This window comes from Streptomyces sp. NBC_01750, from assembly GCF_035918095.1.
GTDB lineage: Bacteria > Actinomycetota > Actinomycetes > Streptomycetales > Streptomycetaceae > Streptomyces.
Genome location: NZ_CP109137.1, coordinates 17,153 through 32,412 on the forward strand (window position 1 = coordinate 17,153; position 15,260 = coordinate 32,412).

A 15,260-nucleotide genomic window follows, 5' to 3' on the forward strand; every position below is an offset into this window, starting at 1 on the left:
CGTCACTGAACGAAGAATAGTGGCGCGAAAACTGGCGGCTTAACCTTTCTCGTCATTTTTCCGAATGGGGCACTCTTCCTGATCCCAGCGATACCGATCGCATCGCCGGCCACGTAATAGCCGTAATCAACAAAGTTCTCCTCATGGGTGAGCGTTCCGCTCCGGCTAATCGCTATGCGCGTCGGCTTGGTCCGGACGAGACGCTGGACTAGCCAGGCCTCCGAGGAGGAAATAGCAGACTCGATCACCTCTCGCCACTGCGCCGGATCCACTTCGCAGCCGATCGTCACTCCGCGACCTTGAAACCCGGTACCGGGTTTCAGTACTAAATCTTGTTGCTGCGCCTCGCACCACGCGAGCAGATCAACACTGCTTCCATCAATCAGGGATTTGGTATCGCTTAGAATCCGACTCCAAGGAATAAAGCTGCGCAACAGTGTGGCGGTGGGCTCGGGCACCCGACCCGCATCAACTTCTTCGGACAGGACGGCGAGTATCGTCTTGTTTCCGGCGATCTGGTCTCCCAGATCATCGAGCAGCGAGACGTTTCCGTCAGCTGCGGAGTCAATCAAGGGCGCCAGTTTGGGATAAAGTCCCACGGGATCCGGCTGTTCGCCGCACATGCGATAGACGACGGCGACCTTCTGCCGCTGGAAGGTCACCGCATCTTCTGCCACCTCCAGGTCTTCGACAGCAGCCGCCTCGGCCTTGATCCCGTGTCTACGGAGTTCTCTGGCGAGCATGGTGCAGTGATAGAAGCCGGGATTGGCCAATTCTTCTTGTCGTTCAATCACGACAACCAGGCCGTCAGGCTCGGTTGCTTGGCCCTTCATCTCTGCCCGGATCAGGCTGGCGATTGGTCCGATGGCGTCGCCTGGGGTCGCGCCAATTCCACGCAGGAAGTCCCCGATGACCGGAGCCTCCATGAAGATACGCGCCAGCAGGTCCGCGTCCGGCATGCCGCCGCAAGAAGTGCCCACGTTGGGCTCGACCATGGTGACGACGTCTCCGTGGATCACTACATCAGGGCGACCGACATGCGCCCACCGGGGACGGCGCGAGGCCCGGATATACCGATTGGAAGGGCCGTCCAGGCGAAGCTCGTCGGCGAGTCGCTCCCAGGATGCATCCATGCGGTTTTCGTAGACGTGATTCAAACCGCTCCGGAAGGCCTGGTGTAGACCCTTCAGTCGCTTTGTCAGCGCAGTGGGCACCAGCGGTGGGGGGACCGGGAGACGCTCGCCGATGGAATACATGCAAGCATCTCGAACCTCTCTAAGTGCTTCCCCATCCGCGTCGAAATACGATCCCAGTAGTTCAGCGTGCGGAGCCACGTATTCATGAAAAGCCATGTTAAGTTTAGCTATCTCATACTCAAGAATGACAAGCTCCTTCATGAATAGCGGTATGGGGTGGAGAGGCTGGTGTGCCGGTGCGGTCCAGCCTCTAAGAAGGCCGGACCGCACCCCTGGGAATTATCAGTGCACGTAACGCATGGCCCACCTCCTTGTTGTTGCGGTCATTTCAGACACGAGCCGTCATTATCGGCAGTGCTCGCATCAGTCATTGGACGGCGGGATTACGACAGCCGATCTCCATGAAGAGATAGCGTGTGACACTCATCGCCGTTCCGTATGCGGAATGTGATTTCGGCCCCGCCCGTCCCGTTTGGACGAATCAGGATGGTCCGCTCCATGGTCCACCCGCCGAGCCGGAATTCGCCTTCGCCTAGATGTATTAGATCGGCGCGGGGGATCCCCTCGATGAACAGCACAGGGGTCCCATCCGGGCAGTCCACTGCAGCTGGCACCAGCCCTTGCCGCCGGAAAATGCCGGCATCCGTCTCCAGGAAGGACGTGAACAATGCGGGCATGTCGAACTCGCATCTGAACGACCGGACGTCAACCGGGCCCAGCGGCACCTCCGGACGGACGTAGAGCGTGTTGTCGAGCACGCTTGGCGTCCTGAACTCCTCCGGAAAGAGTGCCATCAGCTCCTTGGTGACATCCGCGTCGACGACGAGGTGAACCCGCGTCACAGCCTCATCGGTGTTCGCCACGGCGTGCGGGCGAGAGAAGTCCCCGTACCAGAGGTCTCCTGCGTTCCAGCAATGTGCCTCGCCGTCAACGGTCAGCGTCGCTTGCGGGGTGGTCGAGATGGGTACGTGCAGGCGGACGGTGCCCCACGGGAGACCACACTTTTCGTCACTGTGGGTAGGACCATGCGTGTCGGGCCGAGTGGCCATCAGCCTCGCTCCGCGGAGAGGAGCGGGGAAGTCTCCCAGGAGCCGGGCGAGATAAGGCATATTCTCAAGCAATGTCGATCCCGCGTAATCTCTCAGATACGGGAAGTCGCCAGCGCTGGGGCGAGGGGCGGCGGCCATGTGTCGCAACCTGAGGCTCTGCCAGCCGATGGAGTCACTCTCACGTGTTGTTCCGTCTGGCGCATGCACTTCGATTGCCGCCCAGGGAGCTTCTGCCAAGTCCTCAAGCTCAGCGCGGAGCGATGCGGCATCGTAGGTGCGGGCAAGGCGTGCGCTACCAGGGAGCTTGGCGAGAATCGGAGAGGGCGGCCAGGGCCTTGTGTCCACGATGTTCTCCCATTGAATCGAGGCGATCTGCGACTTCCCTACAGCGGACGAGAGGAAGGAATCTCCAGAGACCGCACCACATTGCCGCAGCGGCTGCGGAGGATCACCTTGTCACCGCCGTTCTTTTCACTGGGGATCAGCTGGATCGTCCGCTCGCGACTCCAGCCGGCGAGACGGAACTCCCGGTCTCCCACATGAACGAGCTTGAAGGCGGCTTGGCCGTCAATGTGGAGGCCCAGAGAGTCCTCGAAGAGGTCGATCGTCGCGATCTCACATTCCTGAGCCACGGTGAACACCCCGTCCTCCTCTTCAAACGACTTGAAGGACCGAGGAAGCCGAAATGTGCAGCGCAGCGCAGCGAGTTCCTCTATCGACAAAGTCGGCTGTTCCGAGGCAAAAAGGATGTTCCTTCGCACATCGGCGGTGTGGAACTCTCTTGGAAACAGTTCCAGCAGCTCTTCCGTCGGCTGGCAGTCGATCACCATGTGCACGCGCGGCTCGCGGTCGGTGTTCCGCACGACGTGCATCCGAGTGAAGTCGGCGTACCACAGTTGGCCCGGCTGCCAGCGCTGTGTCGTGTCATCGATCTCCAGCACCGCACCCGGCGTTGTCAGAACCGGCACGTGAAGGCGCAGGGCGCCCCACGGCAAGCCATACTTCGTATCGTGATGGAGCGGACTCTCGGCTCCTGGGCCCAACAACATGAGGCGTACGGCGCGCAACGGTGCTGGGATGCCGGCCAAGACCTCCTTGAAGTAGGGCGTGTCGGCTAGCCACCGGGTGTCGGCGAATTCCGCCAGCCCGGGCCCGCCGGCGTCGCTCCTGGTGGCCTCACCACGCAGGCTGCGCAGCGCTATGGAACGCCAGTCCAAATCGGTGACGTACTTGCCGACCCCCTCGCCCGAGACGATGCGAGGCTGGTTCCACGTCAGTCCGTTGAGCTGCGCGAGGTCCTTACGCAGGCGGTCGGCGTCGTACTCCTGCCGGAGTCGGGCGACGGCAGGGAGTTTCGTGAGAATCGGCGCCTGGGGCCAGTTGTCGATCTGGCTCATGTGATGGTCCCCCTTGCAAGTGCGATGACGGTCGCTCAGCTACCGGTTAACGATGGAAAGTTGCAGTCGGTCGAGACCACGCAGAGTTGCGGTGGGACGCTGGACCGGTACTTCCCTGAGTTGAATGCTGTAGCGGCGTACGAAGTCGCCGAGTATTTCGACGCCCAGCAGCAAGGCAAGCCTGGTTCCCAAGCAGGAATGAATACCCTTACCGAAGCCGAGATGGGGGTTCTGCGAGCGGTCAAATGCCAACTTATCGGGGTCGGAGAATATCGTTCCGTCCCGATTGGCAGACCCAACCATTACCACGACCACTTCACCGGCCCGCAGGCGCTTTCCGCCGACCTGTGATTCCCGGCTCACAGCCCTGCTCTCAGCTTGAACAGCTCCATCGAATCTCACCAGCTCATGGAAGGCCGTTTGATCGATCTCAGGCACCGTACCAGCATCGAAAATTCCTTGCTCTGCCAGAGCGCGAATAGCGTTCCCGAATGCGCTACTCGTGGAAGAGTATCCAGCTACAAAAATTGCCCGCAGAGAGTTCACGAGAAAGTTGAGCTGCTCACCGGAAACCGCAGAGTAATCCACGTCGCTCAGGAGGCCGGCCGGAGGTGCGTGCTCGATCCACGGCTCGACCAGGCCACTGAGGTGACGTCTGGCCTGCATCCCAGCCTCACGGCGGGAAGGTTCCAGCCCCGAGTCCATGCTGAGCACGAGATCGCGCTGCGCCGAACGAAAGGCCGTCTCGTCTTCCAGCAGCGGAATCCCGAACAGGACACACATACTATGGGCCGCCAGAGGCTCCGCGAACTCCGTTATGAAGTCGAAGTCACTGACGTCTACGACACTCAACAACTTCTCGGCGTGCGCCTTCGTCTCGCGAAGCCAGCCTTTCAGGTCGACTTTGCGAAGCGCAGGAAGGATGGCCTTGCGAACGGCGGCATGATCGGGAAGGTCAAGAGTCTGCAGACTGAGAAATTCGTCGGGAGTCTCCTCCCCTGTCACCCGGAAGTCTGACACGAATGTCTCATGGTCCTGCAGGATCTGCGAGCAGTCAGCATACCGGGTGACCATCCAGGCATTGAGCTTCTCGTGCCAATGGATGGGATCCTCACGTCGCAGCATCTCATACGCCGGGTAGGGATTCTCAAGTACCTCGGTGGACAATGGATCTAAGGTTTGCATGCCGAATCCAGGTTCACTAGGCATCGTGGCGGAATGGTCATCCGGCCCAGACATTGTTCTGAGCTGCCGTGTTCGCTTCCCGATGCATATTTCAGGGTCGCCACAGCAAAAGGCAATCTATTTGCCCTCCCTGGCCAAAATCTTTCACCCGTTCCCGTGCCATATCTCAGGCTGGGGCGTCGAAAGTACGAAGGGACGGGAAGATGCCCCTGTGACCTGGGAGTCTCGCCCGTGAGTGACCCTCGCCGAGCGGGGGTCGGACGGGGGAATCAAAGCTTCACTCTGCGTGAGAAGCCGCCGTTGCCGTCCTGAGGATGGCCGGTTCCGCGTGTGCCCGGTGAACGGGCACGTCGTCATCACCGGGCGTGCAAGACCCGAGACGGGCTCGCAGCCGACCTCCGGCCCGTTACTTGTCTGGCGTCTGTGCGGCGCCGTTCATTAGAGGGGCGGTCGACCGGCTCCATCCCGGCCAGAGCGCAGCGGCTGTGGCGACGGTGGCCACGCCGGCTGCACCGACGGCAGCGCCATAACCCGTCCACTCCGCAAGCGCTCCGAGGACCATCGGGCCAACCCCCTGCAAGGCCATCAGACCCGTGCCCAACAGCGCGAAAGCCTGTCCCAGCAGTGCGGTCGGCGCGACGTCGCGGAACCGTCCTTGCACGCCCAGCATGTAAGCGTTGCCCACGCCGGACACTGCCAGGAGCGCAGCGCAGACCAGCGTCGGCGGCTCGAACAGCAAGGGCACAAAGGCGATTCCGACGAGAGTCATGAGCGGCATGACCAGTCGGACGCGGGTCGCAGGCCGGACCAGACGGCCCATCAGGAGGTCTCCAACGATCATGCCCACCGGCAGGCAGGCCAGGAGCAGACTCGCCGCGGTGACGGAGAAACCGCGGACGCGGGCGTACGGAAGGATCAGGCTCTCCACCCCCGCGATGAACGCCGGCGGTAGCCACTGCGCCAAGAACAAAGAGCGCATGGCGCGCTCCTTCATCAATTGTCTTGTACCGGACCAGCTTTGCCGGACGACCGTGCCGGCCGCCCTGCCCTCGACGGGAAGATTCGGCAGACCGATGCGGACAACGATCGCCGCAGCTAGATGGCAGAGCGCCCCGGTCAGCAGCGCGCCCGGTACGCCGAGCCACGCGACGAGCAGCCCTCCGGCCGCGAGTGCGACCAGTTGGCCGCCGGACATGGTCAGGCCGACCAGCGAGCGGCCCAGGACGTACGCGTCACCGTGGAGCGACTGGGCGATGACCTTGCTCGTGGCCCCCCGGAACGCGGGGGTGAGCGCGCCGAGCACCGCCACGAGAAGCAAGCCGGCGCCGATCGGCAGGGGGGCCAGCGCCACCACTGCGCCGACCGCGCATTCGAGCCCGTGACCGGCCGCGATCAGGGCTCGTGGGCATATCCGGTCGGGCAACGCTCCCAGCAGAACACCGCCGATCGCCTGCGGTGCGAAGGCGATTCCGTAGGTGAGTGCGGTGAGAAAAGCGGAACCCGTCACGTCGTACACCAGCAGCGACAGCGCAACCATGCGAAGCGTCGTGCCGAGGACCGCAGCCAGGTTGGCACCGAAGAGAAGGCGGAATACGGGATTGTCGAAGACTTCCCGGTACGTCGCTGATGCCGTTGCGGTGTCGCTCGATGCCATGGCGAGAAGCGTGCCGCCGAGCCGATTGCATGGCTAATGTTTCGCACGGACGCGAAAAGCAGAGGGGGAGACAGGTGTTCCGACTGGAAGTGTGCGCCGAAGACCTGCTTCGAACCCGGTTCGCGCTGTCACCGCTGACGGAGTTGACGCGTCTGCTCCGACTCTTGAGCGGAGGCTCGCGTTCAGCTCTGTCGGCGAGATGGGTCAACCGGCTGGAGCCGGCATACCGCTGCCTGCTGCGCGAAACGGACCTGCATGCCGTACTTGCCCTGGAGTCAGCCCACAGCGGTGTCGGTTTCATCAACCAGCCTCCGGCCGGCATGGCCCAGACCTGGCCCGACGACCTCGCCGCGATCCAGGCCACGCCCCCGCGCCAGGCACGACAGGAAATCGACCAGTGGCTGGCTGGGCATCCCGTACGTGATCAGCGCTCGCTGCGCGTCCTGCGCGGCACCGACCCTGTGGACCGCATCGCCCACGCTCTCGACCAGGCCTGGCACGCGCTGCTCGCCCCGCTCTGGCACCAGCTCCGGGCCATTTGTGACTACGACGTCGTGCACCGCGCCGGGCGACTGTCGCAATTCGGATGGGCGGCCGCGCTGGACGGCCTGCACGATGGAGTGCGTTGGCACGACGGCGCCATTGAACTGAAGGGCGACCCGACCCGGGATCCAGTGTCGCTCGACGGGGACGGCTTGCTCCTGGTGCCGTCCGTGTTCGTCTGGCCCGGCCTCGTCGTGCACGTCGACCAACCGTGGCCGAAGGCATTGATATACCCAGCCCGCGGTGTGGCCGCCATATGGGAAACGTCGTTCGATGCCGACCCTGAAGCCCTGCACGCGCTGATCGGCGCAGCGCGAGCACGGCTGTTGACGGCTCTTGAGCAACCGGCCACCACAACCCAACTCGTCGCGATGCTGGGGATGACGCTCGGCGCGGCGGGCAGACACCTAGCCGTACTTCGCGAGGCCGGGATGGTCAACCGCGCCCGCATGGGGCGATCGGTGCTCTACCGCCGCACACCGCTGGGCGACGCGCTGGCCGCCGTCGCGGTCAGCAAGACGCCCACTGCACGCACCGCCAGAGCCTCACGGGATACCAGCGCCGCATCACACGCGTGAATCGGTCGTGGTTCAGCAGCCATGGATGCCGGCGCCGGCAGGATCGCCATCTTCCCGTCGGAACAGCGCATCCCGCTCCGCCGGGCCGGTGTCGACGTACGAGCGCAGCTTCGTGTCGGTCCACTCGGCCGCGTACTGGCAGTACAAGTCGCAGCTGAGCGGCAGCCACGCGGTGGGGTTTTGACCGGACTTTGACGGTTCTGCCGGGCCGTGACCGCGACGAGCGACAGGCAGCCTCATCGGTCCCGGTCTACCTATTGCGGCCGCCGGTCTGTGTAACGGAGACCTTCTCCTCCATCCCGGCCGTGAAGTCGTACTGGACCGGCCAGTGCGGACCCACCTCCGACCCGGCGCATCGCCGCTCGAACGCCGTAACGCCTGATGCCCAAGGAGAACAAGGACCCGCAAGGTCGGGCATCAGCGCGCGATGCGCCCGGCCGAAGCCGACAAGGCCCGGTGCCCCATCAAACCGAGATCGATGAGCCGGGGCATCCACCTCCCGCTCGTCGCCCTCGAGCCGAACCCACGGGCCCGCCCAAGGTCTGCCGCCGGCGCAGCATCACGCTCGCTCCCGCCCGAGGGCGTCAAGCACCGGCAGTACCTCGAGTAGGGAAGACATCACCCACGGCCGTTGATGGTCGCGGCTTCGGTGACCTCCGAGGCTCTGGCACGGAAAGTGATCCGGGACCACTAATGCGTCGCCGACAGCCGTGGGATGACGGACTGAGAAGAGACCGGTCAGCGGGTCGGATGCATGCACCCGTGTCGGTGGTGCCGGTCATTTCTCGTCGTGGCAACTGCCTACACTCTGCGACATGACCCTCGCTGCGAAGTCGTGCCATGTCTTGGCGCACTCCACGGCCAGAGCGGCCACGGACTCTGCTCGGTGTGGCGGCACGTTGTCCGTAAGCCGTTCCCATTCATCAGCCTGGATCAGATTCATATCCAGCAGCCGCAGCAGGAAGCGACCCGTCTCCGTCATCCGCACGGACGGGTCCTGGCGCAGAATCTGGTACGCCATCCTCCACCGTTCGGCGCTGGAGCGCTGGTGGCTCGCACGGTCCGGAGGCGCCTCACGCGACGATTCGCGTGGACAGTACATGGCATGGGAGACCCGACCTGACCTGGCCATCGCACCGGACGGAACGTCCTTAGTTCCGCCGCGGTCGGACGTGGGAACGGTCTCGTCCTTCGCTTTCCGTGTGGGGAGCTGGCGGATTCTGCCGTCCCTCCCGACTCGAGCCGTCGACTGAGGAAATTCCTCAGCAGCTAGGCGCCGCCGTACGACCCCGACTGTCTTGGGCGAGAGACCGACCAGCCCGGCGATCATGCGGTCTGACCAATCTGCGTGCGTCCGCACGATGCGGGCGGCTGCGGTTCTGCGGTCTGCCAAGGTCAGTGGCAGACCGTGCGTGGCGTTGGCTTGTACTGCTGCGACGAACGCTTCCTCCTCGTCCCCCTCGAAGAACCGAACGGCGATCGTCTCTCGCCCCTGCAACTTGGCTGCCAACAGCCGGTGCCTACCGTCGATTACGCGGAGCGTGTGACGGTGCACGAGGATAGGCGGTAACGGGCCCTCAATCTCCACCAGAACACGGACATGGCCCTCGTTCGTGCCCTTTATCCGAAGCGTGTCACCCGCGACGAGCGAGGTGAGGGGAACAGTTTCCCCATCGACTTGCTCATGCGAAGCGATCTGTAACCAATGGACGTCAGAGTAAAGCATTTCAACTTCCCCCTTGTGAGATCAGGCGCTAGGGCCAGGAGGCTGGCAAAAGGCAGACGCAGCCCCCGGTTTGATGAACTGGCGTACCCAGCAGCCAGGTGGGGGCTGACACTGCCCGGGACTGAGACGACGGGCCTGCCGACTTGTTGGTGCCGGCGTCAGCAGGCCGTGGCAGTCGACCCAGGAGGGCTTCTTGCACGCCTGTCTAATCTGCCGAGCGGGCTGACTCGAGCATCTCTGCCGGGCGACAACATGTCGTATGCCCTCACAGGCGATGCGACGAGTCGGAGGGTATGGCGACTCATGGCCGCAAAATCCGTTGGGGCGCAAATGTTTCCTGATCGCCATCGCCTGGAGGTTCCTCTCCTCAGACCCCGCCAAACCTCAGGTCGGCCCGTAGCACGGGCTCGAAGAACGAGAACTTGTTGTTGTCGGCTGCGACTTCGGAGGAGACGATCCCGGCCTTGAGCAGCGCCTTCAGGAAATGATCGCTCGGCAAATGGGCCATGGGCGACGACGTGCCCCATGCACTGGGGGCCACCTGCCTGAGAACGGCGAGCCCGCATAATGCGAGTCCCTCCTGCTCCAGTCTCCGCGCCACCTCGTAGGCGACGAATGCTCCGGAACAGTCCCCCAGCAGAATGAACAACTCGCCATGCCCTCGCGCGTGGCGCGGATATTCTCCGTGCACTCGGCGACCACAGACGACATGTCGCGCCGCAGCGGCTCCGAGAACCTGCTCTCCCGGCCTGGCAGTCGCACAGTGAGCAGACTGAGACTCGGCGGCGAGCCACGTGCCAGGTCACGGTGGGAAGCTGCCCCTGAACCCGAGCTGGGGATGGTGTAAACGACAGCCTGAACCGGTCCCTCCGACGCGGTGTGCTCCAGCACCCAGCGTTCACTCACGCGTACACCTCCTTGTGTAGGGCTAGAACAGGCCGTCAGCCGCAGCGCTGCCGGTCACTCTGGTGGATGTGGTCGAGCCAGCCGGCTGGCCCAAGACATGCTCGCCGTCGCCTGCTCGTCGCACGCCTCCAACTGTTTTGCGAGTTGGTACCAGTCCCGCGAACAGGAATAGGCCAGCTCCGCGACAGCGCACCGCCAACGGCTGGGAAGCCAGTTGATGAGCCGCTGCCGCTGCCCGGTGTCGGCGATGTGCATGCCGAACAGGCGCAGCAAGAGCCGGCCCTCGGCAGACATACGAAGCTGCGGATCCCGCATGAGCGCTTGCCTGGCCGTCTCCCGGTTCAGCATCCCGACGGCAGCTCCGGCACCGCTGTCCATCGCGATGTGGCTTCCCTGCGCGGCATTCAGCTCGGCCCTGCGCTGACGGGGAGGGACCGGGTCCTCGTTGCGCTGCAGGCGCTGACGCACATCCCGCACGGTGCCCGGTGACACGCCGGCCGCGGTGGCGATCTCCCGCAGTGAGGCATCAGGGTTCTTCGCGATCAGAGCGCTCGCCAACCTGCGGCCCTCCGTACTGTTGACCGGGCGGGCCTTGCTGTCCCTCCCGATCCGGGAGTGCAACTGGGGAACTTCCCCGGTTGCCGACCGCCGACGAATGGCAGCGACGGTCTTCGCCGCCAACCCGGTCGCTGCGGCCACCGCACGATCAGACCATTCCGGATGTGTCTTGACGATGCGTAGTGCCGCCGCTGTGCGATCCGATAGCGTCAGCGGCAAACCATGCTGCATGTTGGACTTCACAGCAAGAACAAATGCGTCCCGTACGCTTCCATCAAAGAACTTGACCTCAATTACATCCCGGCCCCGCAAAGTCGCGGCGTGCAGCCGATGCATTCCGTCGATGACTCTCATCGACGGGCGGTGGACAATAATTGGAGGCAATACTTCTTCGGACTGGGCAAGCATGCGACCATGCTCCATATCCTCACCCGCCAAACGGGGAGAATCTGCCGTTACCAGTGAAGCGATAGAGACGCGCTCGACACTCGACTCTGCTAAATCACTCTTAGGCGAAGGCTCCAGGGGTATGCCTTCCATCATCACGCATCCTTCCTGCCGGGCCATCGACACGAACACGTACATGGAGTGGCCCACGAAGCACTTGACTCAGATCAGCAACAACCGAAGAACAACTGCTCAACCCACGCCACAAACCGGCGGTCAACCGTTAGATGAAAGTTGAGATTCAAATAATCTACCGGTTGATCCGCAGATGCTTCCATGCCCACGGCGCCTCGTCAACCAGTAGACGAGGCGCCGCAGTAGACTTCAACTGTCCGTCGCACAGGGGTAGATGGTGCATATTCAGCCACAGGAGGACGCATGACTGGCGCGCCAGAGGAGTCGACGCTTGCCGAGCGACTGGACGGCCTGTTCTCCAGGAGCCGCCCTGAGGGACGGCGGTGGACTAACAACGAGGTTGCTGACAAGATCAAGGAGAAGTTTCCTCACATACGCGTTAGTGGCGCCTACCTGTCAGCACTGCGGAACGGCTCTCGTGCACACCCCTCTCAAGAACTACTGGCAGCACTTGCAGAGTTCTTCGGCGTCTCGCCGGCCTATTTCGTGGACCCCGACCATGCAGAGCGAGTCAACGCTCAGCTCGCGGGGCTGGAGGTGCTGAGCCAGGCAGGCGTCCGCGGGGTCGCCCTACGAGCTGTGGGCTTGCAGCAGGACAGCCTTGAGGCCATTACAGCCATGCTTGATCAGGTGAGGAAGCTGCATGGACTCCCCCCTGTCGAGGAGTGACGATGCGTGCCTTTTCCGAGCCGCATCCGGCCCGCACCGCCGCAAGTGGTTCTCAGGCTCTTACGGTGCACAGCAGAAGAGTTCCTCGCCGACTTAACCCTGCCGGGCCTGCTGTGCCCGGCGGCAGGAACCACCACGGCTGGTGTTGCCGGAGTCGAAATCGTCCGAGTGTAGACACCAAGGCTGAGGTAGAAGACTTAACGTCTCCACACTCGTACGGTCGGTGGTCTTCTTCGCTGAGAGGTCGCGTCCAGTGCCGCCGGAAATGAGATACAGCCAGCGCCGCAGCCTTGCACACCTACGCCGCAGTTGTGAGGCCCGTCTGGCTGCGTTGATGCTCCCCATGTCGTGCGACATCGCCGGGTTGTGCGCTCGTCTAAGCGAGCGGCGCGGCCGACCTCTCCATCTGATTCCCATTGCCATGCGGGCCGCCCAGCCGTGCGGTCTTTGGATCGCCTCGGACGCGGCCGACCTCGTCATATTCGAAGCCAAGACTACGCGACCTCACCAGGACCACATCATCGTGCACGAGCTGGCTCACATAGTCTGCGAACATCGCAGCAGCTCATCCCTGGACGACGCGACCGCCCGATTGGTGTTTCCGGATCTGAATCCAGAGCTAGTCCGAAATATGCTGCAGCGTTCAAACTATTCTGATGCCCAGGAACAAGAAGCGGAGATGATGGCAAGTCTGATCCTCGCCACACAGAATGACGGCATCGCTGTGCCCCCAACTCCCGCGCTGGGGGCACTCAGCGAGGCACTGGGAATCACCCAAAGGGGACGTCGACTGTGACGATCAGCGAATTACTGAGTTTCGGGATTGGCTTGGAGACGGCTGGCGTCGCCTCTCTGTGGTTGGCAGTGGTGCTACGTGCTCCGACCGTCATGCGTTCAAGCGAGCAACGGCCCCTGTGGCTAGCGGTCCTGGGCGCCGCAGCTGCGTTGACTCTCCATCTGCAATGGGTCAACGACCTCGTGTACCAAGCCACCGGGCCCACCCATCTGACCGCGTTGGCACGAAACCTGTTCGGCGTTCTCACCTCTGCCGCCGTACTGGACTTCGTGTTCCTGGCGGTTCGCGGCCGTCACACATACCTGCTGTACGGTTTAGCCGGGCTCGTGATGACCGCGCTCGCCTGGCTAGATCTAGCCGCAGAACCGCACCTGTCACACACGGTTCCCTCCGTTGGTGATCCCACCCCTTCCACGACATACTGGGTGGTCCTTATCACGGTCAACCTCAGCACGAACTTGGTGTGCGCAACCGCCTGCTGGTGGTACAGCCGTGCGAGTTTAGACCTCGCCCTACGTGTCGGACTGCGGCTCTTCGGCCTCGGTGCTGTCTTCGCCGGGGCGTACTGGCTACTCAGCGCCACATATATCGGGATGCGATACTCGTGGTTCCCATCTATCACTCCACTTCTGCTGGGTTGTTATGCCTTCTCAAGAGCGAGCGCGATCTGCGTCCCTCTCGGGACTGCGGCGGCGCTGGCGCTCAGACGCATGCGGATCTTGTGGCAGCTCTGGCCGCTGTGGCGTGACCTGGTCGACGCGGTGCCCGACGTCCGCCTGGCGCAGACTCAACAACGCAGCCTTGGTTTCCTGCGGTGCTCTGACCCGCTGGACTTGCTCCTCTACCGGACAGTGATCGAGATCCGTGACGCCGTCCTCGATCTGCGTGCCTATGTCCCCCAGGCAGTACTGGATGACGTTCGGGCACAGCTTGAACACGAAGACTCACCCCCACCCGCCGAGGTCGATCCCCGCGTGACCGCCTGCTGGTTGCGCATAGCGCGACACGCAAAGGCAGGCGGAGCGCCCCTGCTGCGCGGTGATCTGACCGTCCCGGTCCTCGGAGGTGCAGACCTGCCTGGCGAGATCGAATTCCTACGCAAAGTCGCCAAGGCAGACACTTCACCTCAGATCCGCGAACTCGCCGCCCGCCTTAACCGCCTGATAGCGACGCACTGAGATCGGAGACATCGTTCGACATGGAAATTCAAGGCAACTGTAGCCACCAGTTCAGCGCAGTACGGGAGGCGTTCGCCGACTCCCTGCGCAGCGGAGCGGATGTCGGTGCCTCGGTGGCGATCTACCTAGACGGCGAACCCGTCGTCGACCTGTGGGGAGGCCACACCGACCAGGAATGTACCCAACCATGGCAGCGCGACACCATCACCAACGTGTGGTCCACTACGAAGACGATGACCGCGCTGTGTGCTCTCGTCCTCGCCGACCGCGACGAACTCGACCTGACCGCACCGGTCGCAAAATACTGGCCGGAGTTCGGTACCGCAGGAAAAGACCGCATCGAGATCCGGCACCTGCTCGGCCACACCGCTGGTCTCCCCGACTGGGACCAGCCAATGAACCTCGACGACCTGTGCGATTGGGAGAAGGCCACCACCCTACTGGCCCGCCAGTCGCCCCGCTGGGAACCTGGCGCGGCTTCTGGCTACCACAGGTTCACCCACGGCTTTCTGATCGGCGAGGTCATCCGCCGCATATGCCAGCAGTCAATCGGCAGGTTCTTCGCCGACCACATTGCTGCCCCACTCGACGCCGACTTCCACATCGGCCTCCCAGCCGAACACGACCTCCGTGTCTCCGATGTCATCCCCGCACCCGGCCCCGCACCCGCAGCCAACCCACGGGTGACCATTCCGGTCGGCGCCTACGTGACCGCTCAGGATACCTGGAGCGCCCAGTGGCGCCGCGCCGAGATCCCTGCCGCGGCGGGCTACGGAAACGCGCGATCTGTGGCCGCCATCCAATCGGTACTGGCATCCGGAGGCCAAACGCCCTCAGCGCGCCTTCTGTCCGAAGCTACCTGCCGCATGGTGTTCGACGAGCAGTCCCACGGCATCGATCTCGTACTCGGCATCCCTCTGCGCTTCGGCATGGGCTACGCCCTGAACGCCGACGACGCACCGGTCGGCACACCCAACCTCCACACCTGCTACTGGGGCGGAAGGGGCGGATCATTGGTCGTCAATGACCTCGACACGCGCATGACCATCGCCTACGTGATGAACCAGATGACCCATCTCGGCCTCACCGACCCGCGCAGCCACAAGCTCCTCCAAACCGCCTACGAGGCACTGACACGCTGAGCGAAAGCCCTGTCGGTCCATTCGCGCACCGCTGATAGAAAGCACGGCGCGGGGCCCGCTGTCACAGGGCCGCCGCCCGCGGGGCTCGAGGCGCCCGGCTC

The 15,260-nt window shown here is 63.4% G+C and carries 13 protein-coding genes; 5 read left to right on the forward strand and 8 right to left on the reverse strand.

Going from position 1 to position 15,260, the window contains the following annotated elements; all coding sequences use genetic code 11:
• Window positions 1-2: 2 nt before the first annotated feature.
• From OG966_RS00075 to OG966_RS00095, 5 genes are all read right to left on the reverse strand, one after another.
• Entirely contained in the window at window positions 3-1,397 is a 1,395-nt protein-coding gene (locus tag OG966_RS00075; protein WP_326647194.1) for a hypothetical protein, read from the reverse strand.
• A 182-nt stretch (window positions 1,398-1,579) separates the two neighbouring features.
• On the reverse strand, window positions 1,580-2,590 hold the full coding sequence (locus OG966_RS00080) for an aspartyl/asparaginyl beta-hydroxylase domain-containing protein (RefSeq protein ID WP_326647195.1): 1,011 nt from the start codon (window positions 2,588-2,590) through the stop codon (window positions 1,580-1,582).
• Between the two features lie 38 nt (window positions 2,591-2,628).
• On the reverse strand, window positions 2,629-3,642 hold the full coding sequence (locus OG966_RS00085; RefSeq protein ID WP_326647196.1) for an aspartyl/asparaginyl beta-hydroxylase domain-containing protein: 1,014 nt from the start codon (window positions 3,640-3,642) through the stop codon (window positions 2,629-2,631).
• A gap of 39 nt (window positions 3,643-3,681) precedes the next feature.
• On the reverse strand, window positions 3,682-4,827 hold the full coding sequence (locus OG966_RS00090; RefSeq protein ID WP_326647197.1) for a cytochrome P450: 1,146 nt from the start codon (window positions 4,825-4,827) through the stop codon (window positions 3,682-3,684).
• Window positions 4,828-5,233: 406 nt separating this feature from the next.
• Entirely contained in the window at window positions 5,234-6,481 is a 1,248-nt protein-coding gene (locus OG966_RS00095) for an MFS transporter (RefSeq protein ID WP_326647199.1), read from the reverse strand.
• Window positions 6,482-6,645: 164 nt separating this feature from the next.
• Between OG966_RS00095 and OG966_RS00100 the strand changes: the two genes are divergently transcribed.
• Window positions 6,646-7,602 carry an ArsR/SmtB family transcription factor gene (locus tag OG966_RS00100; RefSeq protein ID WP_326647201.1) on the forward strand — a complete coding sequence of 319 codons (957 nt, stop codon included), beginning with the start codon at window positions 6,646-6,648 and terminating at the stop codon, window positions 7,600-7,602.
• Between the two features lie 778 nt (window positions 7,603-8,380).
• Here the strand turns inward: OG966_RS00100 and OG966_RS00105 are convergent.
• The 3 genes from OG966_RS00105 to OG966_RS00115 form a co-directional block, all read right to left on the reverse strand.
• Entirely contained in the window at window positions 8,381-8,623 is a 243-nt protein-coding gene (locus OG966_RS00105) for a hypothetical protein (RefSeq protein ID WP_326647202.1), read from the reverse strand.
• 1,072 nt (window positions 8,624-9,695) lie between these two features.
• The gene (locus OG966_RS00110) at window positions 9,696-9,977 is read right to left on the reverse strand and encodes a thioesterase domain-containing protein (protein ID WP_326647203.1); all 282 of its coding nucleotides are present in this window, start codon (window positions 9,975-9,977) and stop codon (window positions 9,696-9,698) included.
• Window positions 9,978-10,288: 311 nt separating this feature from the next.
• Window positions 10,289-11,377 (reverse strand): ParB/RepB/Spo0J family partition protein, encoded by a 1,089-nt coding sequence (locus OG966_RS00115; protein WP_326647204.1) that lies wholly within the window; start codon window positions 11,375-11,377, stop codon window positions 10,289-10,291.
• A gap of 240 nt (window positions 11,378-11,617) precedes the next feature.
• Between OG966_RS00115 and OG966_RS00120 the strand changes: the two genes are divergently transcribed.
• The 4 genes from OG966_RS00120 to OG966_RS00135 all read left to right on the forward strand — a co-directional run bounded on the left by OG966_RS00120 (window position 11,618) and on the right by OG966_RS00135 (window position 15,159).
• A complete protein-coding gene (locus tag OG966_RS00120) occupies window positions 11,618-12,043 on the forward strand; it encodes a helix-turn-helix domain-containing protein (protein WP_326647205.1) in 426 nt (141 codons plus the stop codon).
• Between the two features lie 265 nt (window positions 12,044-12,308).
• Window positions 12,309-12,839, forward strand: coding sequence for a toxin (locus tag OG966_RS00125; RefSeq protein ID WP_326647206.1), 531 nt, complete (start codon window positions 12,309-12,311; stop codon window positions 12,837-12,839).
• Window positions 12,836-14,017 carry an MAB_1171c family putative transporter gene (locus OG966_RS00130; protein WP_326647207.1) on the forward strand — a complete coding sequence of 394 codons (1,182 nt, stop codon included), beginning with the start codon at window positions 12,836-12,838 and terminating at the stop codon, window positions 14,015-14,017. The genes OG966_RS00125 and OG966_RS00130 overlap by 4 nt, the downstream gene beginning before the upstream one ends.
• 20 nt (window positions 14,018-14,037) lie before the next feature.
• Entirely contained in the window at window positions 14,038-15,159 is a 1,122-nt protein-coding gene (locus OG966_RS00135) for a serine hydrolase domain-containing protein (RefSeq protein WP_326647208.1), read from the forward strand.
• The last annotated feature ends 101 nt before the right edge of the window (window positions 15,160-15,260 follow it).